At 64.9% G+C, this 26,704-nt stretch carries 26 protein-coding genes; 7 read left to right on the forward strand and 19 right to left on the reverse strand.

The annotated features are described in order from the left end of the window. Positions 1 to 37: 37 nt before the first annotated feature. From HNR05_RS10980 to HNR05_RS11055, 16 genes are all read right to left on the reverse strand, one after another. On the reverse strand, positions 38 to 847 hold the full coding sequence (locus HNR05_RS10980; RefSeq protein ID WP_218868871.1) for an amino acid ABC transporter ATP-binding protein: 810 nt from the start codon (positions 845 to 847) through the stop codon (positions 38 to 40). Continuing rightward, positions 844 to 1,815 carry an amino acid ABC transporter permease gene (locus HNR05_RS10985; RefSeq protein WP_246318389.1) on the reverse strand — a complete coding sequence of 324 codons (972 nt, stop codon included), beginning with the start codon at positions 1,813 to 1,815 and terminating at the stop codon, positions 844 to 846. Before HNR05_RS10985 ends, HNR05_RS10980 begins: the two co-directional genes overlap by 4 nt. Before the next feature lie 81 nt (positions 1,816 to 1,896). After that, a complete protein-coding gene (locus HNR05_RS10990; RefSeq protein WP_179579047.1) occupies positions 1,897 to 2,850 on the reverse strand; it encodes an ABC transporter substrate-binding protein in 954 nt (317 codons plus the stop codon). 94 nt (positions 2,851 to 2,944) lie between these two features. Beyond that, positions 2,945 to 4,570: an amidohydrolase gene (locus HNR05_RS10995; RefSeq protein ID WP_179579048.1), complete on the reverse strand. Its 1,626-nt coding sequence runs from the start codon at positions 4,568 to 4,570 to the stop codon at positions 2,945 to 2,947. Positions 4,571 to 5,497: 927 nt separating this feature from the next. Next, positions 5,498 to 6,328, reverse strand: a complete 831-nt coding sequence (locus HNR05_RS11000) for an SMP-30/gluconolactonase/LRE family protein (protein WP_179579049.1) — start codon at positions 6,326 to 6,328, stop codon at positions 5,498 to 5,500. Positions 6,329 to 6,358: 30 nt separating this feature from the next. After that, positions 6,359 to 7,993, reverse strand: a complete 1,635-nt coding sequence (locus HNR05_RS11005) for a class I adenylate-forming enzyme family protein (protein ID WP_218868872.1) — start codon at positions 7,991 to 7,993, stop codon at positions 6,359 to 6,361. After that, positions 7,990 to 8,706 carry an ATP-binding cassette domain-containing protein gene (locus tag HNR05_RS11010; protein WP_179579050.1) on the reverse strand — a complete coding sequence of 239 codons (717 nt, stop codon included), beginning with the start codon at positions 8,704 to 8,706 and terminating at the stop codon, positions 7,990 to 7,992. Before HNR05_RS11010 ends, HNR05_RS11005 begins: the two co-directional genes overlap by 4 nt. Further along, positions 8,703 to 9,476: an ABC transporter ATP-binding protein gene (locus tag HNR05_RS11015; protein ID WP_179579051.1), complete on the reverse strand. Its 774-nt coding sequence runs from the start codon at positions 9,474 to 9,476 to the stop codon at positions 8,703 to 8,705. The genes HNR05_RS11010 and HNR05_RS11015 overlap by 4 nt, the downstream gene beginning before the upstream one ends. Further along, entirely contained in the window at positions 9,466 to 10,476 is a 1,011-nt protein-coding gene (locus tag HNR05_RS11020) for a branched-chain amino acid ABC transporter permease (protein ID WP_179579052.1), read from the reverse strand. Before HNR05_RS11020 ends, HNR05_RS11015 begins: the two co-directional genes overlap by 11 nt. Next, positions 10,473 to 11,348, reverse strand: a complete 876-nt coding sequence (locus HNR05_RS11025; protein ID WP_179579053.1) for a branched-chain amino acid ABC transporter permease — start codon at positions 11,346 to 11,348, stop codon at positions 10,473 to 10,475. Before HNR05_RS11025 ends, HNR05_RS11020 begins: the two co-directional genes overlap by 4 nt. A gap of 3 nt (positions 11,349 to 11,351) precedes the next feature. Further along, positions 11,352 to 12,578: an ABC transporter substrate-binding protein gene (locus HNR05_RS11030; protein WP_179579054.1), complete on the reverse strand. Its 1,227-nt coding sequence runs from the start codon at positions 12,576 to 12,578 to the stop codon at positions 11,352 to 11,354. 155 nt (positions 12,579 to 12,733) lie between these two features. After that, complete coding sequence (locus tag HNR05_RS11035) at positions 12,734 to 13,171, reverse strand: VOC family protein (protein ID WP_179579055.1); 438 nt, start codon at positions 13,169 to 13,171, stop codon at positions 12,734 to 12,736. A 4-nt stretch (positions 13,172 to 13,175) separates the two neighbouring features. Then, complete coding sequence (locus HNR05_RS11040; protein WP_179579056.1) at positions 13,176 to 13,985, reverse strand: enoyl-CoA hydratase/isomerase family protein; 810 nt, start codon at positions 13,983 to 13,985, stop codon at positions 13,176 to 13,178. A gap of 181 nt (positions 13,986 to 14,166) precedes the next feature. Next, positions 14,167 to 15,084: an NAD-dependent epimerase/dehydratase family protein gene (locus HNR05_RS11045; protein ID WP_179579057.1), complete on the reverse strand. Its 918-nt coding sequence runs from the start codon at positions 15,082 to 15,084 to the stop codon at positions 14,167 to 14,169. After that, positions 15,081 to 15,863 carry a MaoC/PaaZ C-terminal domain-containing protein gene (locus HNR05_RS11050; RefSeq protein WP_179579058.1) on the reverse strand — a complete coding sequence of 261 codons (783 nt, stop codon included), beginning with the start codon at positions 15,861 to 15,863 and terminating at the stop codon, positions 15,081 to 15,083. Before HNR05_RS11050 ends, HNR05_RS11045 begins: the two co-directional genes overlap by 4 nt. Beyond that, positions 15,860 to 16,765, reverse strand: coding sequence for an SDR family oxidoreductase (locus HNR05_RS11055; protein WP_179579059.1), 906 nt, complete (start codon positions 16,763 to 16,765; stop codon positions 15,860 to 15,862). Before HNR05_RS11055 ends, HNR05_RS11050 begins: the two co-directional genes overlap by 4 nt. 160 nt (positions 16,766 to 16,925) lie before the next feature. On the opposite strand from HNR05_RS11055, the gene HNR05_RS11060 reads away from it, so the two are divergent. From HNR05_RS11060 to HNR05_RS11075, 4 genes are read left to right on the forward strand one after another with little or no spacing between them, the layout of a single operon-like run. Continuing rightward, positions 16,926 to 17,684, forward strand: a complete 759-nt coding sequence (locus HNR05_RS11060; RefSeq protein ID WP_179579060.1) for an enoyl-CoA hydratase family protein — start codon at positions 16,926 to 16,928, stop codon at positions 17,682 to 17,684. Next, entirely contained in the window at positions 17,681 to 18,508 is an 828-nt protein-coding gene (locus HNR05_RS11065) for a CoA transferase subunit A (protein ID WP_179579061.1), read from the forward strand. The genes HNR05_RS11060 and HNR05_RS11065 overlap by 4 nt, the downstream gene beginning before the upstream one ends. Further along, the gene (locus HNR05_RS11070) at positions 18,505 to 19,245 is read left to right on the forward strand and encodes a CoA-transferase subunit beta (RefSeq protein ID WP_179579062.1); all 741 of its coding nucleotides are present in this window, start codon (positions 18,505 to 18,507) and stop codon (positions 19,243 to 19,245) included. Before HNR05_RS11065 ends, HNR05_RS11070 begins: the two co-directional genes overlap by 4 nt. Beyond that, positions 19,242 to 20,315 carry an NAD(P)H-dependent flavin oxidoreductase gene (locus HNR05_RS11075; protein ID WP_343062557.1) on the forward strand — a complete coding sequence of 358 codons (1,074 nt, stop codon included), beginning with the start codon at positions 19,242 to 19,244 and terminating at the stop codon, positions 20,313 to 20,315. The genes HNR05_RS11070 and HNR05_RS11075 overlap by 4 nt, the downstream gene beginning before the upstream one ends. 51 nt (positions 20,316 to 20,366) lie before the next feature. Here the strand turns inward: HNR05_RS11075 and HNR05_RS11080 are convergent, their stop codons facing one another. From HNR05_RS11080 to HNR05_RS11090, 3 genes are read right to left on the reverse strand one after another with little or no spacing between them, the layout of a single operon-like run. Further along, positions 20,367 to 21,521, reverse strand: a complete 1,155-nt coding sequence (locus tag HNR05_RS11080) for an acetyl-CoA C-acetyltransferase (protein ID WP_179579063.1) — start codon at positions 21,519 to 21,521, stop codon at positions 20,367 to 20,369. 35 nt (positions 21,522 to 21,556) lie between these two features. After that, a complete protein-coding gene (locus HNR05_RS11085; protein WP_179579064.1) occupies positions 21,557 to 22,348 on the reverse strand; it encodes an SDR family oxidoreductase in 792 nt (263 codons plus the stop codon). After that, positions 22,345 to 23,511 carry an acyl-CoA dehydrogenase family protein gene (locus HNR05_RS11090; protein WP_179579065.1) on the reverse strand — a complete coding sequence of 389 codons (1,167 nt, stop codon included), beginning with the start codon at positions 23,509 to 23,511 and terminating at the stop codon, positions 22,345 to 22,347. Before HNR05_RS11090 ends, HNR05_RS11085 begins: the two co-directional genes overlap by 4 nt. 137 nt (positions 23,512 to 23,648) lie before the next feature. Between HNR05_RS11090 and HNR05_RS11095 the strand changes: the two genes are divergently transcribed. From HNR05_RS11095 to HNR05_RS11105, 3 genes are read left to right on the forward strand one after another with little or no spacing between them, the layout of a single operon-like run. Further along, positions 23,649 to 24,503: an enoyl-CoA hydratase gene (locus HNR05_RS11095; protein ID WP_179579066.1), complete on the forward strand. Its 855-nt coding sequence runs from the start codon at positions 23,649 to 23,651 to the stop codon at positions 24,501 to 24,503. A 50-nt stretch (positions 24,504 to 24,553) separates the two neighbouring features. Further along, the gene (locus HNR05_RS11100; RefSeq protein WP_179579067.1) at positions 24,554 to 25,726 is read left to right on the forward strand and encodes an acyl-CoA dehydrogenase family protein; all 1,173 of its coding nucleotides are present in this window, start codon (positions 24,554 to 24,556) and stop codon (positions 25,724 to 25,726) included. Continuing rightward, positions 25,726 to 26,691: an acyl-CoA dehydrogenase family protein gene (locus HNR05_RS11105; RefSeq protein ID WP_179579068.1), complete on the forward strand. Its 966-nt coding sequence runs from the start codon at positions 25,726 to 25,728 to the stop codon at positions 26,689 to 26,691. Before HNR05_RS11100 ends, HNR05_RS11105 begins: the two co-directional genes overlap by 1 nt. Positions 26,692 to 26,704: the final 13 nt, after the last annotated feature.

The raw sequence follows: 26,704 nt of genomic DNA on the forward strand, positions 1-26,704 counted from the left end.
TTGCGACAATCGGGTGACGAGTACGCGCCGAACGTCCCTAGAGAACCTTCGAGAGGAACTGCTGCGTTCGAGGACTCTGCGGGTTGGCGATGACCGTGCGCGGGTCGCCCTTCTCGACGACAACTCCACCGTCGACAAAGGTGAGCGAGTCGCCGACTTCCCGGGCGAACCCGATCTCGTGCGTAACGACGACCATGGTCATGCCGCCGAGCGCGAGGGTCTTCATAACCTCGAGCACCTCGTCGACGAGCTCGGGGTCGAGGCCCGACGTCGGCTCGTCGAAGAGCATCACCGACGGATCCATCGCCAGCGAACGAGCGATCGCCACCCGCTGCTGCTGGCCACCCGAGAGCTGGTTCGGGAACTTATGGCCGTGCGTGCCGAGTCCGACCATTTCGAGCAATGCCTGCGCCCGCTCCTTGGCCTCCTTCTTCGGCATGCCCTTCACCTTGATCGGACCACAGGCCACGTTTTCGAGGGCATTCATGTTGTTGAACAGGTTGAAGCGTTGGAACACCATGCCGATGCCGAGCCGGAACTTCGCATAGTCCTTCGAGCTCCACTCGTAAAACTTGTCGTCCCGGTAGTCGTAGCCGACGTCGGATCCCGACACCCGGATGCGCCCACTGTCGATGGTCTCGAGGGCGTTCAGGCAACGCAGAAACGTCGATTTACCCGAACCCGACGGGCCGATCACGACGGCAACCTCGCCCGCGGCCACCTCGAAGTTGATGCCGGCCAACACCTGGTTCGAGCCGAACGACTTGTAGACCTGCTCGGCAATGATGATGGGAGAGGTGGCCGCGGCATCCGCCGAAAGCACCAGACCTGTCTGAATCTGCGTCATAGTGACCCTCCCGAGCCCATCGTGGTGTCGACCGCTAGTTTGCGCTTCGCCTGGGCCGCCAGAAGCAGTGAGCGGCCCCAACTGGCCCGCGGCGACGGCGGCAAGTTGGCCGTGCCGAACTTCTTTTCGAGTTTGTTCTGAAAATAGGTTGCGACGGCGGTCATCACCATGTACCAAATACTCACCACGATCAGCAGTTCCATGATCTTGCTGTTCTGCTTGTAGATCTGGCTGGCATTGGTCATGAGGTCATTGCCGGCGACAACATAAACGAGCGATGTGGTCTTGAGCATGCTGATGAACTCGTTGCCGATCGGCGGCAGGATGATACGCCCGGCCTGCGGGAGCACCACGATGCGCATGCGTTGGGCCGGCGTCATCCCGATCGAGCTGGCGGCTTCGGATTGACCGATGTCGACTGCCTGGATGCCGGCGCGCACAGTTTCGGCTGCATAGGCACCAAGGTTCAAAGCCAAGCCGAGCATGGCCGCGTTGAATCCGGTCATCAGCACATTCATGTCCCACTGGTAGCCAATGGTGGTGAACGGGATGGCGATGGTGAGTGTGGGAAAGAGGAAGGCGAGGTTGAACCAGAAGATCAACTGAACCAAAACCGGCGTGCCGCGGAAGAACCAGATGTAAAGGTTACTGAGCATCTGGGCGAGCGGGTTGGACGACAGCTTCATGATCGCGAGGATCACGCCGATGCTGAGGCCGACGACGGTGGAGATAATCGAAAGTTCGAGCGTGACCAGCACACCCGCGAGAATCTTGGGAAAGACCAGGTAAGCCGCTACATCCGACCATGAGATGTGCGGGTTGGCGGCCAGGGCGAAGAGGAATCCGACCAGCGCCACGACGCAGAGGATGCCGACGATGATGCGGCCGGGATGCTTCAGCCTGACGGTGTTCGTCGGGTCAGGCTGCACCACCGTCGCCGCTCGGGTCATTGTTGCGTGTTCCAGCATGCGTGTTGCTCCCACTTGGGTTGTCGGGCACGGTCGGTTCTGGACCGACCGTGCCCTGTTTTAGAGCGCAGAAGGGGGCGGTTATTTGCCCTGGTTGACCGTGGCCTCGGTGACAGCCATGCCGCTGAGGTCCCATGCAGCCAGGATCTTGTCGTAGTCACCGTCGGCGATGAGCTGGTTCACCGTGTCCTGGATGAGCGTGATGAGCTCGGTGTTCTTCGGGTCGACGGCGATGCCGAAGAGGGAGTTGCCGGGGATTTCGATGGCTTCAATCGCGCCGCCGGCCTCCTTGGCACGGAAGACTCCGACCGGGTAGTCGTTCATGCCGGCCTGCGCGCGACCGCTCTGCAGCTGCAGCAGCGCCTCGGGATCGTTGGCGAATCCGAGAATCTCAATGGGAGCCTGGCCCGCAGCGACGCAGTCTTCGCTGAAGGTGGTGGTGAGCTGCATATAGTAGCCGTTGTCGAGCACGGCCATGGTGTGACCGCAGAGGTCGGTCGGCGCCGTGATCCCCTCAGGGTTGCCCTTAGCCACGATGATTGCTCCCGAGGACCGGGCGTAGTCGACGAAGGATGCCTTCTCACGGCGCACCTCGGTGTCATTGAAACCCGAGGCGAGAACGTCGAAACGGCCAGAGGCGACGCCGGGCATCATCGAGTTCACATCGGAGTTGATGATCTCAACCTTGACGCCCCACGAGTCGGCGATGGCACGCACGAGTGACATGTCGACGCCGACCATGGTTTTACCATCGGTGTCGAACATCTCCATGGGCGGGTAGCCATCGGCCGTGGCGACCTTGAGGCCGTTGGTCTTGATGTTTGCCGGAACGCGGGCGGCGAAGTCGGCGTTCTGGGTGATGCCCTTCAACACCGATCCGGCCAAGTCACCCGACGGGATCGTGTTTTTGACGGCGGCGGCCGGGGCGCCGGCGTCGGCCGCGCCCGCAAGCGATTGGCCGCCGCATCCGGTGAGCAGCAGTGAACCGAGTGCGACGACCGCGAGGGCCGTGAGGCGGAATGGAGCGTTCTTCATGGTTAATCTCCTTTGATTGAACGTGACGAGCGGACACTTCGTGTGGTGCGGATACGAAATATTGCGATACTGCGGAGGTAAAGTTTTTGGGGGGCTACCGTGCCCAACGCACGATTCCGCCGACGACGGTCAACGCAATCGTGGTATCGAGCAGCGCCGTGTCGTCGACGCTGAATGGGTCGCGGTCCAGCACGGCGAAGTCGGCCAGGAAGCCAGGAGCCAGGCGGCCTTTGATGCGGCTCTCGGCCGAGGCGACGGCCGGCCCGCTCGTGTAGGCGGCGAAGGCTTCGGCCCGACTCGCTCGCTGCTCGGGTTGCCAGCCACCCGTCGGGTAGCCCCCGGGGCGTTGGCGGGTTACGGCCGCGAAGATTCCGGTGAACGGGTTCGTGCTCTCGACTGGCGCATCCGAGCTGAAGGCGAGTGTGCCGCCGGCGTCGAGGATGCTGCGCCAGGCGTAGGAGCCCAGGTCGCGTCCCCACAGAATCTGGTCGACCATGTCGATGTCGGAGGTGCACGATGCGGGCTGCATGCAAGCGACGACGGGTAGAGCGCCGAGACGAGCGACATCCGATGGCGCGATGTGCTGCACATGTTCGATCCGGTTCGGCAGAATGCTGCGCGAGGCTCCTGGGCCGCTGACGCGCTCGAGGGCGGAGAGCGCATTGCTCACGGCGCCGTCGCCAATGGCGTGCACGGCCGCAGCCAGCCCGGCGGCGTTGCACCGTTCGACCAGGCTGTCGAGCAGTTCGGGCGGGGTCACCGCGATGCCCGTGTTGTCGGGTTGCGCCGGGTAGGCCTCGTGGAGCAGACAGGTGTGCGACGAGAGCGACCCGTCGCCGAAGATCTTGACCGCGCCATAGCGCAGCATGCTGTCGCCGTCCCCCGACCTGATGCCCGCATCCAGCAGGGCGTCGAGTTCGGCCACCGGCATGAGCTTCTGCACGCGCAGCGGGAGGCGACCGGCGGTGTGCAGCGTGCGAAACGCGCGGTGCGCATCCGTGCCGTCGATGTCATGAATGGTGGTGATGCCGTGCGCGAGCAGGCCCTGCAGGGTGTGCTCGATGGTGGCGTCGAGGTCGGTGCTGGTGAGTGGGGCGAAGAAGCGTTCGGCGGCGAACGCCGCGGCCTCGCCGAGGATGCCGGTCGGTTCACCGTCCGCGTCTCGTACGATGCTGCCGCCGACGGGGTCGGGGGTGTCGCGGGTGATGCCCATGCGGGACAGCGCTGCCGAGTTGACCCAGTAGGTGTGCAGATCACCGTGGTGCAGGGCCACCGGGATGCCGCCGGTGACGGTGTCGAGCTGCCAGCGCGTCGGGACTTCGGTGTCTGCCCAGACCCGGTTGTTCCAGCGACCGCCGAACACCCAATCGCCAGCAGAGTCGTTCAGCGCCGAGCTCGACGGCGTGTTCCGCCGTGCGATGTGCTCCGTGACAAGAGCCAGCGCCTGCTCGAGCGATATCGCACTCGAGAGGTTGAGTTCGGTGGACTGCAGGGCGAGTTGGGCGGTGTGCAGATGACTGTCAGCGAAGCCGGGCACCACGTGGGCGCCGCCCAGATCGATGGTCTCGTGCCGTCCTCCGGTCAGATCCCGGCACTCCGCGCTTGACCCCATGAAGGCGATAGATTCACCCGAAACGACCAGCGAGGTCGGACCGTGCGGAGCGCTCGCTCCCGCAACCAGCGTGTGGAATACGCCGTTCTCGAAGACGGTGAAACCCATAGTCGACTCGCAATGCCTCGGGAGGATTCAGCGACGCAGGGCGGCGGATGAATCTGATTTCGGTTCAAGCAACAAAGCTGTGGGGAACGTTGTCAGAAGTCGATTGTGTCGATCCATCATTCAATCGCTCCATCGTCATATTGAATATTGCATACAGTACATTCGATATGGCAATTCTCCAAATCTTCTGGGCACGGGTGCGGTTATGGGCTGCTCGGACTCGGCCCCGATCGCAGACCGACCAGCACATCCGTTGATCGACACCACCCCGCTGGTCGGGCACCACCCCGCTGGTTGACACCACCCCGCTAATCGACACAACCCCGCTGATCGAGCCTGTCGAGATCCCGCCACCACGACCCGAGCACGCAAAACCAGGGTCTCGACACGCTCGACCAACGGGAGCGAGACCGACCCCGCCGACCTGAACTCGAGCAACACCCCGCCGATCGACACCACCCCGCCGATCGAGCCTGTCGAGATCCCGCCACCACGACCCGAGCACGCAAAACCAGGGTCACGACACGCTCGACCGACGGGAGGGAGACCGACCCCGCCGACCTGAACTCGAGCAACACACCGCTGATCGACACCACCCCGCCGATCGAGCCTGTCGAGATCCCGCCACCACGACCCGAGCACGCAAAACCAGGGTCTCGACACGCTCGACCGACGGGAGGGAGAGAGCCGCCGCACGCAAAACCAGGGTCTCGACACGCTCGACCAACGGAAGGGAGAGAGCCGCCGCACGCGGTGACAGGGTCTCGACAGGCTCGACCGACGGGAGGGAGAGAGAGCCGCCGCACGCGCTGACAGGGTCACGACAGGCTCGACCGGCGCGAGGGGTCGAGCGACGAGCTGGGTTGACCAGCGGGCGAGGGGGGACCTACGGGACGGAGGCCACCCCCAAATCAGGGCTGGTCGCGATTACCGTACCGCGTGCTCGAGGCGGAAGATCCGACCGGAGCGCAATCGTGCAGCATCTTCGGGAACCCAGGTTTCAGCGGAGGCAACAAAGAGGTCCCGGCCTGACTCACCGCCGACTGCGACGGCATAGGGTGCGGGTACCGCGACACGCTCCACGATCTGGCCCGCAAGATTCACCCTGAGCACCTCGTCACTGAATGGTGATGCCACCCAAATATCGTTGTTGCGATCAATCGCGATGCCGTCCGGCCACTCGCCGTCGAAAACACAGAGCTCGCGTCGCTCGCCCAGCGACCCATCCTCGGCGACCGCGAACGCGGTCAATCTTCCCGGTTCGCTCCGGGTCTCGGCCACGATAAGTGTCCGTTCATCCGACGTAAACGCCATGCCGTTGGGGAACCACAGATTATCCGCGACAGGGGTCACGACTCCGTCGGTGCTGACGAGCGCGAGCGTTGCCGGCGCGAGGGCCTCCCCCGGTAAAGCGCCACTCCCGTAGTTGCCCACATATGCTCGCCCACGCGAGTCAGTGATCATGTCATTGAGATGCCAGGATGCAACGGCCGAGAGATCAGCGTGGAGCACAGGAGCACTGCCCGGCTTGGTGAGATCGATTCGATAGATCGCGCGATCGTGCTGCGAGGCGACCAACAGGGTGTCATCATTCAGAAAGCCCAAACCCGACGGCTTCTCGGGAATGTGCGCGAGCACCTCCAGCCGACCGCCCTGCCATCTCAAGACCTGATGGGAGTGCACGTCCGAAAAGTACAGTGCCCCCGCACGCCAACGGATGCCTTCGGGAAAAGCGAGACCCTCGATGATTGCTTCCACGTCAGTTCCTTTGTTCGTCCTGGTGACTGGTCAGCGGGATCCAACGGTGAAGAGTTCCTTCACCTTCCCCTTTGCGATCTTGCCGCCGGGTGCCAGCGGCAGATCGTCGACGACGAGCATGCGCTCGGGAAGCAGCGACTTCGAGCAGCCCACGCTGACCAAGTATTCAACGAGTTGCTCAAGCGCCAGAGGAGAGTCAGCGGCCAGTTTGACAGCGACGCCGATTCGCTCGCCGAACAGCTCGTCGGGCACCGGTACTGCGGCGGCCATGATGATTTCCGGATGGCCCTCCACGGCCTCTTCGACTTCCACCGCAGAGATGTTCTTGCCGCCCCGAATGATGAGGTCGCTCGTGCGACCCACAATCTTGTAGTAACCGTCGGCATCAACCGTGACGATATCGGGCATCAGCAGCTGCCCGTTTTTGAAGAGTTCCGCGTTTGCGGCGTCGTCGTTGAAATACCCGTAGGTCGTCGACGGACCGGTGACGGCGGGCTGACCGGGTCCTCCGGTCTCGGTCACGTCGTTCCCAGCCGAATCGAGCAGCCGAATCGTCGCGCCGGGCGATACTCTGCCCGCCGTGCGCAGTCTCTGCTCGGCAGTATCACGCAGGGTGGTGTTCGTCACAGCGCCCCCCTCATTCGAGCCGTAGAACTGTAGGACCCGCGCATCGACACGCTCTTCAAACTCGCGTGCCCGCTCGTACGGCACAGCCTCTCCACCGGTGTACATGACACGGAGCGACTGCACGTCGGCCGTCGCGAGTTCCGGCGCGTCGAGCATCATCTTGAACTGAGTGCTCACGCAGGCCAGCACCGTGACCCGCTCATCCTCGATGAAATCGATCATGCGCTGCACGCTGAATGATTCCATCAAGACAACCGGAACGCCGAGCATCGCCGGAGCGTAGTGCGCGGTCCACAGACCGAATCCAAAGGGTCCGGGAACGGCGCCGAGGATCACGTCACGGTCGGTGAATTCGCCGTCTTCGATGGCGATCTGAGTGAAATTGATCCAGCGGTTGGCCGTCTGTGTGACCAGCTTGGGGCGCCCCGTGGTTCCCGACGTTGAGTTCAACATCGAAACCTCGTCGGGTGAAAATGCCCGCGCCGCAAGCACCTCGGCCGGGGCAGGTTCGATAGTGACCTCGCTGAACTCGCCGTGCTGCCACTGCACAACGCGCACCTCGCCGCCGGCACCGCAGAGGATCAAGGTCTCGAGGGCGTGACCACCGTCACTGAGCGACTGTGCGATCGATTGAGCTGACTCGCCGCGGTGCTCCGCGCGCATCACGAGCACCCGGGCGTCAGACTTCGTCAGCAGGTACAGCAGCTCCGCCTTATCGGAGCGCGCACCGGCGCCGACCGCAATCGTTCCGCTGCGCTCGGCCGCACACAGTGCGTAGTGAAACTCAGGGCAGTCGGGCAGGTACACCCCGAACCGCTCGTTGCGGTCGAGGATGGTTCCCAGAATTCCGGCGATCCGATCAACTTCGCGGTCGTAGTCGGCCCAGCTCACCCGTGCGTGCTCTGTGATGATCGCATCACACTCCGGAAAGTTCTCTGCGTTGCGTCGGACGTAGTCGGCGACGCCGAGCGTGCCCCACAAGCCGAGCGCGTGATAGCGCGCCGCGGTCTCTGGTTCTGCCTGCAAGATCGTGTTCATTCGGCTACAACTTCCTCGTGGATAACACCCATTGCCTGCTGATAGGCCGCGTCGAGCGCGACCGGGCCCTGATGCACTGCACCCAGTTGCGCACGCAAGAGCACATAGCCCCGATCTACTCCGCGCTTGAGCGGTCCGAGCGCGGGATCGAGAATGAGCACGGCAGCGCCATCACGGGCACATTGGATGATCGTGTCGAGTAGTTCCGCCACGATCTTGGGGGCGAGGCCCGTCATCATTTCGTCGAGAATGAGTACTTTCGGCTTGCCCATGAGTGCCCGACTCACGACGAGCATCTGCTGCTCCCCACCGGAGAGCACCCCGGCGAGCCGTGATTCCCGCTCACGCAGGATCGGAAACCGGTCAAGCGCCAGATCAACGTCTGCCGACGAGAGCTTCAAGATTTCAGCGAGCACCTGCAAGTTCTCTCGTACGGTCAGACGAGGAAACAGCTGCCTGCCCTGCGGGACAAGCGCCATTCCCGCGCGTGCACGAGAAATCGGCGCCATCTGGCTGAGATCGGTCTCACCGAGCTTGATCGTGCCTTGCGCGTCCGTCGACCCGTAGATCCCGAGGGCCATGCTTGACTTCCCGGCTCCGTTTGGCCCCACGACCGCCGTCACCGATCCGGCTGGAACCGTCAGAGAGACCTTCTCAACCGCTGTTGCCTTTCCGTAGCGCACCGAGAGGTTTTCAATTCTTAGATCGCTCATGCTTCGCCTCCCACGCCGAAATACACCTGTTGCATCTCTTCGCTCGCAAGACACTGCGCCGGAGTGCCTTCGAACACCACCTTGCCCTGGGCGAGAAGAACCACCCGATCGGCCAACGACGTCAAGAGGTCGACGTTGTGGTCAACCAACACGACTCCGTGTCCGCGCGCCCGCACCTTCTGAATGGCCTCGACGATGCCCTCGATCGAGTGCGCGTCAGCGCCGGCAAACGGTTCATCGAGAAGCATGACCGTGGGGTTCTGCACGAGTGCACGGGCAACTTCGGTCAGACGCTGCTCCCCCAGGGAAAGATTCGCAGTGAGTTCGTTCAGGTCGGGCACGCCCAGCTCTCGGGCGACCTCTCGAACCGCGTCGAGTTCCTGCTTGCGATGCATGATCCCATCGGTGATCACACCGAGGGCCATCCGCCAGGCGCTCTTGAACCGATAGGCCGCTGCTCCGACGAGAAGGTTTTCCTCGACGGTGAGCTCCAGCGCCAGCTGCGGATGCTGGAACGTACGCCCCAGCCCGCGTCGCGCTCGAACCGCGGGGAGTCCGCTGAGCGGCTCGCCGCGAAGCTTCAAGGTGCCGCGATCCATGATCTGATGCCCCGTGATCATGTCGACCAGGGTGGTCTTGCCGGCGCCATTTGGCCCCACAAGGCCCAGGATTTCGCCCGCTCCGACGCGAATACTCACGTCTTGCAGGGCTTGGATTCCGCCGTACGACTTGGAGATTCCGGTGGCTTCAAGCAATGCGTCATTCTGCATGGTGCTGAACCGCCTTCCGTTTGTTCCCCACGAATTGAACGAGTTTCTGCACGTATCCGATGACGCCACCCGGGGCGATCAGCAGGATGAGCAGCACGGCGATGGCGAGGATCAGCTGACCGGATGCACCAAAGCCGGGCATGTTGAGAGTCAACTGCACGACGATCATCGCGCCAATTGCAGCCCCCCAGGCACTGACCTGTCCGCCGATGATCGGCATGAAGAGCGCAAGGAAGACAATGTGGAGAGTGAATGTTTCGGGAGTGATGCTCATCATGAAGGTGACGAAGACTGCTCCGCCGAGCGCGGCAACGAGGGCACCCACGGCCTGGGCAACGGTGGTCAGCGTCGCGGTGCGAACACCCATGGCCTCCACAGCCGCGGGAACGTCGCGCATTGCGCGAGCCGTCACACCCCAGCTTCCCTTGCGGATGCGTTCGACCAGCAGCGTTGCGACGATCAAGAGCAGCAGCGCTCCGGCAACCTGCATCAGTCGCGGGGGCGACCAGCCGAAAATGTTGATCAGTGGGATTCCGCCGATGCCGACCGATCCACCAGTCAGATCCCGTGCCTCAATCAGCCACGGCTCGAACGCCATGCTGAACAGCAAGGTGGCGGCGGCTAAGAAGAAGCCGCTGAGCCTGCGGGTGAGCAAGCCGAGAACAACGGCGATGATCGCCGCAATGATCGGTCCCACGATCCAGCCCACAATCGCGGGAAGATCTGTTTTCGTGAGGATGATGGCGAGCGAGTATCCGCCGACCGCCGCGTACGCCCCATATGCCATTGACATTGATCCGGCGAGGACGAACGGCACGTACATGCCGAGCGCGATGAGTGCGTAGACAGCCACCATGACGATGAGATCCTGGCGGTAGCCGCTGCCGCTTGCCCAGGTGAGCAGCAACCCGGCTACGAGCACCGCACCCGCGGGAACCAAAAACCTCTTGAACTGACCGGCCGCGGGTCGCGCCGTGTAGTCGATACGTGTCGGGCTCATGTGCGTACCTTTGCAACAAAAATGCCCTGCGGGCGGAAGGCGAAGAAGACGAGGGTAATGAGCAACACCATGGTTGTCGGGCCCAGGTTTCCGAAGTAGTAGGGCGCAAACACCTGAATAATGCCCAAGACCAGGCCGCCGACGAGCGGAGCCCAGGTGCGCCCCGTGCCACCGATCACCAGCGCGATGAAGCCGACGAGGCTCCAGCCGAGGCCCGAGGTGAACACGATGCCGCTCTTGGGTGCGTAAAGGATGCCAGCGATGCCGGCGATCGCTCCGGCAAGCAGGAAGGCGATGAGCCGAATTCTGCGCACGGGCAATCCGAGCAATGTCGCGGCATCGCGGTTGTCTCCCACTGCTCTCAGAAGCCGGCCTGTGCTGGTCAGCTGCATCCAGAGCGAAACGGCGATGAAAATGAGTGCGGTGGCAGAGATGAGCATGACCGAGGTGCCGGTAACGTGCACCTCACCGAATTGCCAAGGCCCCATCGCGACGAGTTGCTGGCCCGGCAGGGCGCGGCGGTCGAAGACCGTTCCCGCGCCCTGCTGAACGATGAAGAGCACAGCTGTGACTGCCACGAGAGCGGGGAGCTCCCCCTTGCCGGAACGCTTCTGAACCGGTCGCACCACGAGCAGCTCAGTGAGCCCACTCAACAGCATTGCGATGACCAGTCCAACGATCGCCGCAAGCCAGATTGGCCAATCGAATTCGATCACAAACCAGGTAGTGGAAAGCGCCGCAGTCATCGCGTAGGGGCCAATTGCAAAGTTGAAGAACCCCGCACCGATGAGGGCTAGCTGATACCCCAGTGCGATCAGGCCGAAGAATGCGCCGATCTCAAGGGCTGACAGCCACAGCTGTACGTCTCCCATGTTCTATTCCGCGCAGCTAACCTGGAAGTTCGGCCATGCGCCGATGGGCTCATTCTTCTCGTCAAAGGTTGAGAGAACGAGTCCGCACAGTGCGTCAGCACCGATGTGCTTATCGGCCGAGTAGGAAACGGTCAGACCGTCCTGACCGAATGTGGTCTCATAACCGCTGAGGTTCTCATAGGCCTTCTTGATCGCCGCAGAGTCCGTTGCGCCTCCGGCCGCCTCAATCGCAGCCTTCAGCAGGTGCACGGCGTCGTAAGCCTGGGCGTCATACGCCGTCAGACGGTAGCTATCGCCGTGTGCCTTCTTCAGCTTTGCATCGAGCGCAGCCGTACGGGGGTTCGCGGGGTCGATTGAGCCCATGTAGACGACATCGGCGAGAACGCCCGGCTGGGCGAGCTTCCAGGTGTCAGGCTGGTTGCCGATTGAGGCCAGCGAGAAACGCTTCACACCCGGCAGCTGAGGAGCGAGGGTGTTGTGAGCGAGTACCTCGAAGTTGCCACCGACGCTCATGACCAGGACGACATCCGGGTCAGCCTTCTTGATTCGCGCAACCTGAGCGCTCAAGTCTGCGGCATCCAAAGGAGCCTTTTCGTCGGCAACGACGTCGATGCACTTCTCGAGTCCCGGTACCAGCCCGGATGAGATTGCGTCGACAGCCGGCGTGGTGTCGGAGATCATTCCGAGGGTCTTGTAGCCCTCGGCCTTGAACGCGCCACAGTAGACCGCGGCGAAGTCGTCGAGGCTGTTCGCCAGGGTGTACATGAACTCGTTGTCCGGCGGCAGGCCCACCGACGAGGTGATCGTGATGGGCGCGATTGCCAAAACGCCGGCCTGCTTCATGACCGATTTTGCCTGCAGCGCAGAGCCACCACCGGTCGCAATGAAGACTGCCTTTGCACCGTCATCGACGAGCTTGCGCAGAACAGTCGGCGTCTTGGTCGGGTCAGACTCGTCGTTTCCGACAACAAGCTTGAGTTCCTGGCCGAGCACGCCGCCGTCGGCGTTGATTTCATCAACGGCCATCCGGATGGTTGCACCCGTGATGGTCATGTATGCGGCACCCGGGCCGGTGCTGTCCTCATCCAGGCCGATGATGATCGGCTCTGATTTTTCGAAGACCTGGGTCTTTGACCCATCACCTGCCGCCGGATTTGAGCTGCATCCGGCGACGCCGGCGAGTAACGATGCACAAGTTACGAGAGTCAGGATCTGTGTCCAAGACTTCATGTGACAAACCTCCATTGGTTTTTTTTCCACAAGACCAACCAAATCTTTGCTTGGTAGTTACACCATAGGGTGTATTTCGGAACTCAGTCAAGCGCCGCGGCCACGGCACGCTGAATGCTCGGCACGAAGCTCGGGCGCTCCGTCGCCGCCCCCGGTCAGGACCGCGGTGAGGCGGCAAGCGCCTCGGCAAATGATTCACCCTCGAACTGCAGCAGGCACAGTCGAATCCCGTTGAGACTGCTCGCGTCGAACACGACCTCCCGGGCGGTACCCGCCCAGATTTCCTGCGCGAGCACGAGGCCCAACTGGCGGAAGTGTGCGGTTGCGGCGTCGATGTCATCGACCCGGAAATGCACATTGCGGAATCCTTCGGGGGCGCCGGGCAGCTCAACAAGTTCGAAGCGGTCCGAGGTGTCCACCGCGATACGGAGGCCGTCCGAAAGCGGGGGCGACGTGTCCGTCCCCGGGTCGGCGGCGTAACGCAGCTCGTAGTCGATCCCCGCGCGGAACACGTGGAACGTCACCCCGAAGAGGGCGGTGTAGCGTTCCACCTCGGCGTCAAAGTTGTGGACGGTGATTCCGAGCAGAGGCATGGAGTCAAGTCGCACGGGCACCCCCCAGGAACGCGGCAATCCGTTCGGCCGCCTCAGGCCCCTCGAAAGCGGCACCGATTGTGCGTGCCTCCTCTGCAAGTTGCTCGGCCAGCGAGCGCTCGGGTCGCGAGCGGATCAGCCGCTTCGCCTGCCCGTAGGCGCCGGCTGCACCGTCGATCCACGACCGCGCGATCGCCTCTGCGCGCTCTGCCACACTCTCGTCGGGCACCACTTCGGCGGCGAGCCCCCATTCCTGTGCCTCCTGCGCGGAGAGGAGACGGTCCTGGAGCACGAGTTGCAACGCACGGCGCTCGCCCACCGCTGCGGCCAGCAGCGCTGTGACCGCGAGGTCAGGTGTGAGGCCGATGTTCGCGTAGCGACTGCCGACCCGAGATCGCTCACCGAGGACCACGTAGTCACTGCTCAGCAGGATCCCGAGGCCGCCACCGGCCGTGGCCCCCTGGGCCGCAAGCACAACAGGGATCGCGGATTCGAGGAGCGCCCGGGCTCCCACATTGATGCGCTCGGCGAGAAAGGTGACCCCGGCCCCGCCATCAGGCATACTCGCAATCGATTGCACGTCACCCCCGGCGCAAAAAGCGCGGCCGTTGCCCGCAATGAGGATCGCCCGCACGTCGGGATGCCGAACGGCCTCCGTGACGACGTCGGCCCACGCGTTGGCCATAGGCACGTCGAAGGCGTTCAATTTTGCCGGCCGGTTCAGCGTGATTCGGGCGAGGCCGTCGCTGATCTCAAGCAGGATGGGTTCGTCGGCCGCACCCGGCAGGCCGTGCTCATTTTCCTTCGTCGCCATGATTGCTCCTTTGCGCCCGGCAGATGAGGGACCCGGCCAAACGGCTGGGTCCCGACGTATCCAGGTCTAGCCCACTAGCGTGCATAACCACTTTCACACAGAAGTTGCGTCGTCTTCGTCATCGAGGGGTTCAGAGGTCGCAGTGCGGCTCGAGTTCGGAGCCGGTGACTGCAACCTCAAATCACTTCGACGCGAGCATGACGAGCTCTTCAATCGCCCGCTGCACGTCGCCGCGCTGGTAGCCGAGCAGCGCGGTTTCGGCGGCGTCAGGCTCGTAGGCGATCGCGTTCCCGCGCCCCTGCACGATGAACCGATCGGGCTGGAAGGGATGCGGTTCGTCGCGCTCGTCAATCACCCGATTACTTCCCGCCGCATCCGCGACCAGCTGGAAGTACTCGTGGTAGCGCAGGTTTGCGTCACCGACAAGGTAGGCGCGGCCCGCCTCACCGCGTGCGAGCGCGCCCTCCACAGCCTCGGCGAGCGAGCGAACCGACATGTAGTTCGTTCCGCCTTTCGGCCCGAACAGCTCGGGAGCTTCCAGTTCACCACGCACCCAAGCCAGCATCTTGCGCAAGTGTCGAGGCGCCCGTTCCGGGATGACCCCGACGATCGACGGCGGGTTAATCGTGATCGGAACGAATCCGTCGCCGGCAAGTTCCCGAGCCCCGTCATCGCCCCCCTTGCGCGCGGCGACATACGGATTCGTCGCCGCCCACTCGGGGTGCAGCTGATGGTAGTAGCTGCCGATCTGCACGAAACGGCCGACGCCGGCTTGCTTGACCCGGGCGGCGAAGGCCGGCACCCCCTCGGTCTGTACAGTCCGCCAGAATTCGGCGTCGTCGTCGCCCTCGGCCACGTGGCGAATATCGTTGCCCGCCGAGAAGACGACAGAGTCAAAGCCGTCGAGCTGCGCGGTGGGGAACTCGGCCGAGGTGTAGTCGCCGGAAATCCGCGGTAGTCCCGCGATCATCGCCGGATCCCGATCGGATGCAGACCCCCGACTCATGACCGTCACCTGGTCACCACGGGCGGCGAGCCGCTCGGCAATGTGGCTGCCGATCATCCCTGTGCCGCCGACGACCAAAATCTTTTCACTCATTCGAATACCACCTCTCCTGCAGAAATCACAATGTCGTCCCCGTGCTTCGCCTCGAACGCGCCGCCCTCCCAGAGATCGACGTCAAGCGTGTCGCCGGGAACGACTGGTCCGGCAAAACGGCCGGCAAGGTGTGTCAGATCCGCCGGGTGCGCCCCGAGCGCTGCGGCGATCGGTAGCGTGGTCGCCGAGATCGTGCAGAGTCCCTGAAGAATGGGGATGGGCTGGCCGATGAGCGCCGAAGCTTCGGGGTCAATGTGAATGTGGTGGCGGTCACCCGTCAGCCGGTACAGCGCGGCCTGAGTCGGCACGGTCTGCAGCGAGAGTCGCCGCGGTTCACCGGCCCGTTCGGCGGATGCGGCCCGCGGCCCGCGCTCCCCGCCGTAGCCGCCGGCGCCGGGGGCGAAGATCGCCCAGGTCGCAGTGAAGTAGTCGCTCTCGACGACCACTTCGAACACGGCAGCGGTGCCCTTGTCCCAGACATTCCCGACCCGAGCCGCGAGCAGGATCTCGCCCTCGCGCGGCATCGGCGCCTGCACATCGAGCACCTGTGAGCCGTGCACCGAGCGATGGTCGAACGCTCCCGCGTCGGAGAGCACGTCGGGCGCCCACTGGGCGAGCGTCAGCCCGAAGGTCGGCAGCACGCGCAGCCGATCCTCGAAGACGAGATCGAGGTCGTCGCGTGTCGCACCGACCGCGAGCGCATACAGGATCACGTCGCGATTGTCGTATGCGACGCTGCGTTCACCGAGACTGCGCCCGGCCCACTCCCCTGCGATCATGCGCCGTACACCGCTTCGGGAACGGCTGCTTCTGCGAGCAACTCGCGCACGTGGCCGCCCACCTCTGCCACGTCCCAGCGTCGACCGAGGTCGCGCGAGGGCCCATGCCGCCACCCCTCCTCGACGCAGACGCGGCCCCCCTCGATCTCGATCACGCGCCCGGTCACGTCGCTCGCCTCCGGGCTCGCCAGCCAGGCCACGATCGGCGAGACATTGGCCGGGTTCATGCGGTCGAAGCCCTCTTCGGGGGCGGCCATCGCAGTCGAGAAGGGGCCCTCGGTCATGCGGGTGCGTGCCGAGGGCGCGATCGCGTTCACGGTCACGCCGTAGCGCCCGAGCTCCTGTGCCGCGACCAGCGTGAGCGAGGCGATGCCGCCCTTTGCCGCGGAGTACGCGGCCTGGCCGACGCTGCCCTGCAGCCCGGCACCGGAGGAGGTGTTGATGACGCGGGCATCGGGCTGGCGGCCCTCCTTCGCCTCAGCGCGCCAGTACGCTGCGGCGTGCCGCAGGGTCGCAAAGTGGCCACCCAGATGCACACGCAGCACCGCGTTCCATTCGTCCTCTTCCGCATTCACGAGCATGCGGTCACGCACAAAGCCCGCGTTATTCACCAGGATGTCGAGTCGGCCAAACTCGGCGATCGCCTGATCGATGAGACCCCGTGCTTGAGCGAAATTGGCAATGTCGGCGCCGTTTGCGACGGCCTCGCCACCCGCGGCCCGAATGATCTCGACAACCTCGGCCGCCGGCCCGTGCGAAACGCCGTCTCCGTCGAGCGAGGTGCCGAGGTCATTCACGACGACCTTCGCGCCGTGTCGCGCCAGCTCGAGCGCGTGTTCGCGGCCCAGGCCTCGCCCGGCCCCGGTCACAATAGCGACCCGTCCTTCAAGAATTCCAGCCATGCTCGTGTCCTCTTCCTCGAGTACGTGGGCGGGAGCTCCGCCAACCTCGCTGCGGGCGGGTCATCACTGACAGTGTCGCAGCACTTCCCAGATTACCAAGCAACTGCTAGTTTGGCTACACGACTGCAGCGCTGGTGCTGCAGACTGAAAGCAGGTCACCGTGAGCATCACCTCCACCGTCCACGGCCAGGGCATTCGCATCGTCACGATGAACTACCCTCCGGTCAATGCGCTGCCCACCGCAGCCTGGTTCGCCATCGCCGACGCGATGAACGAAGCAAGCGCTGACCCCGAGACCCGCGTGGTGATCCTGCGCGCCGAGGGTCGCGGATTCAATGCGGGCGTCGATATCAAGGAAATGCAGAAGACGAACGGCCACACCGCTCTCATCGCAGCGAACCGCGGCTGCTACGAGGCCTTCAAGGCCATCTACGAGTGCAAGGTCCCCGTCATCTCCGCCGTCAACGGCTTCTGTGTCGGTGGCGGCGTCGGACTGGTCGGCAACAGTGACGTCATCATTGCGTCTGACGATGCCTACTTCGGTGTGCCCGAAGTCGACCGTGGGGCGCTCGGCGCCGCCACCCACCTCTCCCGTCTCGTTCCCGCACACCAACTCCGGGCGATGTACTACACGAGCCGCACGATCACCGCAACGAGGCTGGAATCCTTCGGCTCAGTGCAGGCCGTGGTGCCGCGTGACCAACTCGACGAGACCGCACTCGCGTTCGCCGCCGAGATCGCGGCGAAGGATCCGCGCGTCATCCGTGCCGCCAAGGAAGCACTCAACGGCATCGATCCGATCGACGTGAACCGCAGCTACCGCTTCGAGCAGGGCTTCACCTTCGAGCTCAATCTCGCGGGCGTCGCCGACGAACACCGCGATGCATTCGTGACGACCGGCGAGAAACTGACAACGTGACCGGCAAGCTTCGGGAGCTCGCCGACGTCGCCGGCCTGATCACCGACGGAATGACGATCGGGATCGGTGGCTGGGGTTCGCGCCGCAAACCCCTTGCTCTCCTCGGCGAAGTCGTGCGTTCCGGGGCGAAGAACCTCACGATCGTGAGCTTCGGCGGCCCCGATGTCGGAGTGCTGTGTCGCACCGGTCAGGCACGCACGATCGTGCACGCCTTCGTCTCGCTCGACTCCATCGCCGTCGATCCGCATTTCGCTGCGGCACGGCAGGCGGGGCGCATCGTGAACGACGAACTCGATGAGGCCATGTTGGTGTCGGGCCTGCGTGCCGCGGGCCACCGGCTGCCGTTCGAGGTGACGCGCGCGGGGCTCGGCTCGGATGCCGTCACAATGAACCCCCGGCTACGCACCATCACATCGCCGTACGCCGACGGCGAGGAATTGCTCGCGATGCCCGCGATCCCGCTCGATCTTGCGCTCGTGCACCTGAATCGGGCCGACGCGCGCGGAAACGCACAGTGCCTCGGACCCGATCCCTACTTCGATGACCTGTTCGCCCTCGCTGCACGCACCACAATCGTCAGCGCCGAGCAGATCATGCCGACCGCGGAACTCACCGAGCGTGAGTCCGTGCGCACCCTTCTGCTCAACCGCACCATGGTCGACCACGTCGTCCATGCCCCCGGTGGCGCCGGATTCACGAGTTGTCTTCCTGACTATGGTCGCGACGAGGGTGCGCAGCGAGAGTATGCCAACACCGCACACTCCGACGCGGCGTGGCAGGCTTTCGCCCGCGGGCTCGGCGCACGAGCGGATCTCGGCGCATGAGCGCCGCATCCCGCGCGGAAATCGCCGCAACCGCCTGTGGTGACCTGTTTTTCGGCAGCGGTGAGATCCTGGCGAGTCCGATCGGCATCATCCCCGGCATCGGCGCCCGCCTCGCCCGTCTCACGCATTCTCCCGAGCTTCTGCTCAGCGATGGCGAAGCCACGCTCTTCGCCGATACTCCCGCCATCGACGAGCCATTCCGGGAGCCCGAAGGCTACCTGCCCTACCGCGCGCTCTTCGACCTGATTGCGAGCGGTCGCCGCCACGTCATCATGGGCGCCGCTCAGATCGACCGGCACGGCAACCAGAATCTCTCGGCCATCGGCCCCCGCGAGCAGCCGACCCGTCAACTCCTCGGGGCGCGCGCCGCAGCGACGAACACCGTGAACCACCCGACGAGCTATTGGGTGGCCCGGCACGCACCCCGTGTCTTCGTCGAGCGCGTCGACGTCGTGACCGGTGTCGGCACCGACCGCGGCACCTTCCGGTTCCACCAGCTCGGCCGCATCATCACAAACCTCGGCGTGTTTGATCTGGGCGGGCCGGGCGGCACCATGCGCATCGTCAGTCTGCATCCGACGGTTACCCTGAGCGAGGTACAGACGGCCACCGGGTTTGCGCTGGCCATACCGAACGACATCCCCGAGACCCGCATCCCGAGCCTCGAAGAGCTCCGTTTGATCCGAGAGACTATTGATCCCCGCACCCTTCGCGAACGAGAGGTCCCCACGCCGTGAGCATTCCCCAAGTCATCCGCACCCGACTCACCGAACTCACCGGTGTGGATCACCCCATCGTGCAGACAGGAATGGGCTGGGTTTCCGGTGCCCGCCTCGTCTCGGCGACCGCGAACGCCGGCGGCCTCGGCTTCCTCGCCTCCGCCACCATGACGATCGAGGAGCTTGAGCGGTCGATCGAGGAGGTGCTCGAACGCACCGATCGTCCCTTCGGCGTGAATCTGCGTGCGGATGCGGGCGACGCGTCGGCGCGCGCCGAACTCCTCATTCGCAAGGGTGTCAAGGTGGCGTCATTCGCGCTGGCACCGAAGCGCGAACTGATTGAGAAGCTCAAGGAGCACGGCATTGTCGTGATTCCATCGATCGGGGCGGTGCGCCACGCCGAGAAAGTTGCGGCCTGGGGCGCCGACGCGGTGATGATTCAGGGGGGCGAGGGTGGCGGCCACACGGGTGCCATCCCCACCAGCATCCTCATCCCCTCGGTCGTTTCCGCCGTCGACATTCCTGTGATCGCGGCGGGTGGCTTCTACGACGGCCGCGGACTGGCCTCCGCGCTCGCCTCGGGTGCCGTCGGCATCGGCATGGGCACCCGCTTCCTCCTCACGAGCGACAGCGCCGTGCCCGACGAGATCAAGCGTCGCTACCTCGAGGCCGATCTTGCGGGCACCGTCGTCACGACGAAGGCGGACGGTATGCCCCACCGCCTGCTCCGCACCGAGTTCATCACCGAGCTTGAGCAGCAAAGCGGCGTCAAGCACCTCCTGTCGACCGCGCGCCGCTCGCTTGAGTTCAAGAAACTCTCGGGACTGTCGTGGCCCGAGTTCGTGCGTGACGGCGCAGCCATGAAGCAGGCCTCGGGGCGCAGTCTCGCGCAGATGGCGCTCGCTGCGAACACACCGATGCTACTCAAAGCCGGCCTCGTCGACGGTGACACCCAGGCGGGTATGCTCGCCGCCGGCCAGGTGGTCGGCTTGATCGATGATCTGCCGAGCTGCGACGAGCTGATCACCCGCACGGTGCGCGAGGCTGCGGGCTACCTCACGGCCGCAGCCGCACTGCTGGTGCATTAGGGCACAACGAAAGGCCCGGGCGATCGGCCCGGGCCATTTTACGTCGTGGACCTAACCGAGCCGCTCGATGATGGTGACGTTGGCGAGTCCCCCGCCCTCGCACATCGTCTGCAAGGCATAGCGGCCGCCGCGACGTTCCAGCTCGTTGAGCATGGTGGTCATGAGACGGGTGCCGGTGGCGCCGATCGGATGGCCGAGCGCGATGCCGCCACCGTTCACGTTCACGCGATCCCGCTCAACGCCCGTCTCCTGCATCCAGGCAAGCACGACGGCGGCGAACGCCTCGTTCACTTCAAACAGGTCGATGTCATCGATCGACAAACCCGAACGCTCGAGTGCATACGCCGTCGCCGGGATCGGTGCCGTGAGCATCCATACGGGATCCGCACCGCGCACCGAGAGGTGGTGAATTCGAGCGCGCGGGGTGAGCCCGTGTTCGGTGAGCGCGCGCTCGGAGGCGATGAGCACCGCGCTCGACGCGTCGCTGATCTGCGAGGCGACCGCGGCCGTGGTGCGGCCCCCCTCTGAGAGAGTCGGAAGCGCTGCCATGCGCTCGAGGCTGGTGCCGCGCCGCGGGCCCTCGTCGAAGGTCAGCCCGTTCAGCGGTGCGATCTCAGCGGCGAAATAGCCGGCGTCCGTGGCCGCAATTGCTCGCTGATGACTCTCGAGCGCGAATTGTTCCATGGCCTCGCGGCTGAGGCCCCACTTCTCGGCGATCATCTCGGCGGCGTGGAACTGCGAAACCTCCTGGTCGCCGAAGCGCTCCCGCCATCCCGGCGACTCGGCGAACGGCGTCGAGAAACCAAATTGCTGACCCAGGAGCATCGCCGAGGAGATCGGGATGGCCGACATATTCTGCACGCCTCCAGCGATGACGAGGTCATTCGTCCCCGACATCACGGCTTGCGCCGCAAAGTGCACAGCTTGCTGGCTCGAGCCGCACTGGCGGTCGATCGTGACGCCGGGCACGTGTTCGGGGAAGCCCGCCACGAGAAGAGCCGACCGGGCGATATTGCCCGATTGCGACCCGATGGTGTCGGTGCAGCCCAGAATCACATCGTCGATTGCGCCCGGGTCCACCCCGGTGCGCTCGACGAGTGCCGTGAGCGAGTGGGCTCCGAGGTCGGCCGAGTGGATGCCCGAAAGGCTGCCGCCCCGCTTTCCCACAGGGCTTCGAACAGCGTCAACGATGTATGCGGTCGTCATGGGGCCTCCATTGGCTTGGGTCAGACGGGTGGGGTTTAGGCGTGCTGGCTACTCACCGAGACGACTTCTCCGGTCATGTATGAGGAGTAGTCGCTGGCGAGGAAAACCATGACATTGGCGATTTCCCACGGCTCTGCCGCGCGCCCGAAGGCCTCGCGCGACTTCAGCTCCTGGAGCAGCTCGGGGGTGGTCACCTTTTCAAGGAAGGGGTGCATGGCCAGGCTCGGCGAGACGGCATTCACTCGGATGCCGTGCTCGGCCAGGTCGACAGCGGCCGAGCGGGTAAGCGCCATCACTCCGGCCTTCGCCGCCGCGTAGTGTGCTTGCCCGGCCTGCGCACGCCAGCCGATCACGGAGGCGTTGTTCACGATGACACCGGCGGTCCCAGCCGCAACCATGCGGCGACCGACGGCGCGCACGCAGCGGAATGTGCCGGTGAGCGTGATGTCCTGCACGCGCTGCCACTCATCGTCAGTCATGTCGAGGATCGACGCGGTGCCGCCGAGTCCGGCGTTGTTGATCATGACGTCGATCGGCCCCTCGGCTTCGGCGACGTCGAGCAGCGCCTGTACCTGGTCTTCGTTCGTGACATCACAGACCGCCGAGCGCACACGATCGGCGCCGAACTTCCCGGCGAGTTCCTCATGCGCGGCCTGCAGCCGGGCCGGGTGGGTATCGCCGATCACGACGAGCGCTGCGCCTTCCTCGAGGCAGCGCAGCGCCGTCGCCGATCCGATCCCCGCCCCCGCGGCAGCGGTGATGACGATGCGGCGGCCGGCAAGCAGGCCGTGGGCGGGAACGTAGTCGGGGGTGGGGCGGGGAATCATGGGCGTGCCTCTCGGGGTAGGCCGAGCACGCGCTCGGCGATGACGTTGCGTTGGATCTCGTCGGATCCGCCGTAAATGGTGTCGGAGCGACTGAAGAGAAAGAGTGCTTGTTCGTCCGTGAGCGCGTAGTCCGCACCCACGGTCAGCCCAGCCGGGCCGACGACATCCAGTGCAAGCTCACCGAGCGAGCGATGCCAGCCGGCCCAGAGCAGCTTGGTGACCGAGGCGTCGTAGCCCTGCTCGCCGCCGAGGGTGCGCAGGGCGTGCAACCGAATCACCTCGAGGCCCTGGTGTGCCTGCACGATCCGATCACGCAGCACCGGATCAGCCAGTGCCCCGTTCGCTCGTGCCTGCTCGATGATGCCATCGAGCTCCCGTCGGAAGCCGATCTGCTGGGCCAGTGTGGAGACGCCGCGCTCAAAGCCGAGTGTCGCCATCGCGACCGACCAGCCACGGCCGACCTCACCGACGACGCAGTCGCCGTCGGTCTTCGCATCGTCGAAGAAGACCTCGTTGAATTCGCTCGTGCCGGTGAGCTGGATGATCGGTCGCACCTCGACGCCGGGCTGACGCATCGGCACCAGGAGGTACGACAACCCGTCATGCTTGCGCTCGCCCTCACCCGTGCGGGCAAGAACGAAGCACCAGTCGGCGTGCTGAGCCAGCGAGGTCCACACCTTCTGGCCGTTGATCACCCACTCGCCCCCGTCGAGCACGGCCCGGGTCGACACCGCAGCCAGGTCGGATCCGGCGCCGGGCTCGGAGTACCCCTGACACCAGAGTTCCTCCACCGCGACGATCCCGGGTAGGAAGCGGGCCTGCTGCTCGGGGGTGCCGAGCGCAATCAGCGTGGGGCCGAGCAACTCTTCACCGAGGTGGTTCACGCGCCCGGGCGCACCCGACTTCGCGTATTCCTCGTGAAAGATCACTTGCTGGGCGAGGCTCAGCCCGCGCCCGCCGAACTCTTCAGGCCAGCCGACGCAACTCCAGCCGTGTGCGGCGAGGTGTCGATTCCACTCGAGGCGCTCCTCGAAGGCCTCGTGCTCTTTGCCCGAGCCGCCGAGGCCACGCAGGCTCGCAAAACGGCCGGACAGGTTGCTCTCGAGCCATCCCCGGACATCCGCCCGGAGCTGTTCGTCTGCCGCTGAAGTGGTTAGGCTCACGTCTTCGTCTCCTCGCTGATCTGGCTGTGGCCATCGATCGGTGCTTCCCGTATAGTAGCAAGAAACCAAGCGATTGTTTGGGTAATATTCGGGTCCTCCCGATCATCACCCACAACGAGTTCAGAGAGGAGCTCGGGATGTCTGCCGAACACGAGCCCGTCGTTACATACGAGGTCCGCGACAGCGTAGCGTTTGTGCGCCTGAACCGACCGAAATACGGAAACGCGCAGAACTCTGCCGTGACCTACGCCCTCGACGCCGCCTTCATCAAGGCCACCAACGATGATCAGGTCGCCGTAATCGTACTGGCTGGCAACGGCAAGAACTTCTGCGCCGGTCACGACATCGGTTCCCCGGGCCGCGACGTCGACCAGAGCTTTGAGCGCAAGGCCGTGATCTGGTGGGACCACGTCGGCGCATCCGGAGTCGACTCCCGCTTCGCGCGCGAGTCCGAGGTCTACCTTGGCATGTGCCGGCGCTGGCGCGAGATTCCCAAACCTATGATCGCGATGGTGCAGGGCGCCTGCATCGCCGGTGGCCTCATGCTCGCCTGGTCCTGCGACTTCATCGTCGCCGCCGACAACGCTTTCTTCCAGGATCCCGTCGTACAGATGGGCATTCCGGGCGTCGAGTACTTCGCACACCCCTGGGTGACGAATCCGCGGGCCGCCAAGGAAATGCTCTACACCGGCGATCGGATGCCCGCCCAGCGCGCCTACGAACTCGGCATGGTCAACCACGTCGTGCCAGCAGAGGATCTCGAGACTCGCACCCTCGAGATCGCGCGGCGCATGAGCGGCATGCCCCGCCTCGGGCTCGCCCTCACCAAGAAGGCCGTGAACCAGGCCGAGGACCTTCAGGGCCTGCGCGCCGGCATGGACTCGGTCTTCGGTCTGCATCACGCCGCGCACGCGCACAACGCCGAGACACACGGCGATTCACTCGCCGGCGTCGACGTGAAGCTCATCCGCAACCGCGCAGAGACGACCTAACGTCGCCTCAACGCACCAACCCACTTCCCGACGACGAGGAAAGAGAGAACATGAACCTCGATCTCACCCCAGATCAGCAGGCCTTTGCCGATGAGGCACGCCTTTGGCTCACCGCCAACGTTCCGGCCGAACCGCTGCCGTCCATGGACACCGCAGACGGCTTCGCGGCACACCGCGAGTGGGAGCGAACCCTGGCCTCCGACCGCTGGTCGGTCATCTCGTGGCCCGAGCAGTACGGCGGCCGCGATGCCGGCATCATCGAGTGGGTGCTCTTCGAAGAGGAGTACTACCGCGCCGGCGCACCGACCCGTGTGGCACAGAACGGCATCTCGCTGCTCGCTCCGATCATCTTCGGCCACGGAACCGCCGAGCAGCAACAGCGTTGGCTGCCCGGTCTTGCCGATGGCAGCACGATCTGGGCGCAGGCGTGGTCAGAACCCGGGGCAGGATCCGACCTGGCCGCGATCCGCAGCACGGCGACCCGCGACGAGGCACGCGGGGGCTGGATCCTGAACGGACAGAAGATCTGGAGCTCGCGCGCGGTCTGGGCGGAGATGGGCTTCGGTCTCTTCCGCTCGGATCCAGAGGCCAGCCGGCATAGCGGGCTCACCTATTACACCTTCCCGCTGGTACAGGACGGCATCACTGTTCGGCCGATCGAGCAGCTTGATGGCGGAACCGGTTTCGCGGAGATCTTCTTCGACGACGTCTTCGTGCCCGACTCCGATGTACTCGGCGCCCCCGGCGCCGGCTGGAATGTTGCGATGAGCACCGCGGGAAACGAGCGTGGCCTGTCGCTGCGCTCCCCCGGGCGCTTCCTCGCTGCAGCCGATCGACTGCGCGAGCAGTGGACCAGCACCGGAGCCCAGGATCCTCATGCCCGCGATGCGGTTGTCGATGCCTGGATCGGCGCCGAGGCGTACCGTCTCTTCACGTGGAATACCGTCAGTCGCGTGCTCGAGGGCACCGACGTCGGCGCCGAAGGCAGCCTGAACAAGATCTTCTGGTCGGAGCTTGATCGTGAGCTTCACGAGACTGGCCTGCGCCTGCGCGGGCCCGAGGCGGAGGTACGCAGCGGCGCAGGAATCGACGGCGGCCACTGGGTCGACGACTACCTCTTCGCCCTCGCCGGCCCCATTTACGCCGGCACCAACGAAATCCAGCGGAATATCATCGCCGAAAGAATCTTGGGCTTGCCCCGCGGCGAGCGGAGGAAGAACTAATGCGTTTCATGCAGACTGACGAGCAGCTCGCGTTCGCCGAGGCGATCGATGACATCGCCCTCGGAATGGGCGGCACCTCTCTGGCCCGTGCCTGGGGCGCGGGCGACTCCGCCCCCGGTCTCGCCCTCTGGGCACAATTCACCGAGCTTGGGCTCGGCGGCCTGCGCATCAGCGAGGACGAAGGCGGCATGGGCGGCTCCGCCGGCGACCTCATCGCCGTATTCGAGCGCCTCGGCTACCACTCGGTGCCGGGACCCTACGTTGAAACCATCGCCCTGCTCCCAAAGCTGGTTACTGCCGAAGAACGCACCGCAATCATGGGCGGCGCCGTCGCGACGGCGGCGGTGCCCGGTATTGCGCCGTACGCGCTCGACGCCGACGTGGCCGCCCTGCGCTTCGTCGTCGACGCGACACAGATCCGAGCGGCGCGACCACTCGACGCTCTCGACTCGATGTCGCCTCAGCGCCACCTCTTCCGGCTTGCCCCCGAGGGCGACGGCCGCAGCTGCGACGCCGCCATTGTCGATGCTGCACTCGACGAGGCCACCCTCGCCGGCTCGGCTCAGTTGCTCGGTGCCGGCGACCGGCTCCTGCGCGAGGCCGTCGACTACGCGAAGATCCGCGAGCAGTTCGGCCGCCCGATCGGCGAGTACCAGGGGCTGAAGCACCAGCTCGCGGATGTTGCCGTTGCACTCGCCTTCGCGCGGCCCCTGCTCTGGCAGGCCGCACTCGCCGTCGACACCGACGCCCCCACCCGTTCCCGCGACATATCGGCCGCGAAAGTGACCACCGCCGACGCTGCCGCGCTCGCGGCGCGCGTCTCGCTGCAGGTACACGGCGCGATCGGCTACACGGCCGAGCACGACCTCAGCCTCTGGCTCACGCAGGTCCCCGCGCTCAGCGCGGTCTGGGGCACCCCAGCCGCGCATCGTGCGCGTATCGCCCGCGAGATCCTGGCCAGCTGAGTACCACCGAGTC

This window comes from Leifsonia psychrotolerans, from assembly GCF_013410665.1.
Classification (GTDB): Bacteria; Actinomycetota; Actinomycetes; order Actinomycetales; family Microbacteriaceae; genus Cryobacterium; species Cryobacterium psychrotolerans_A.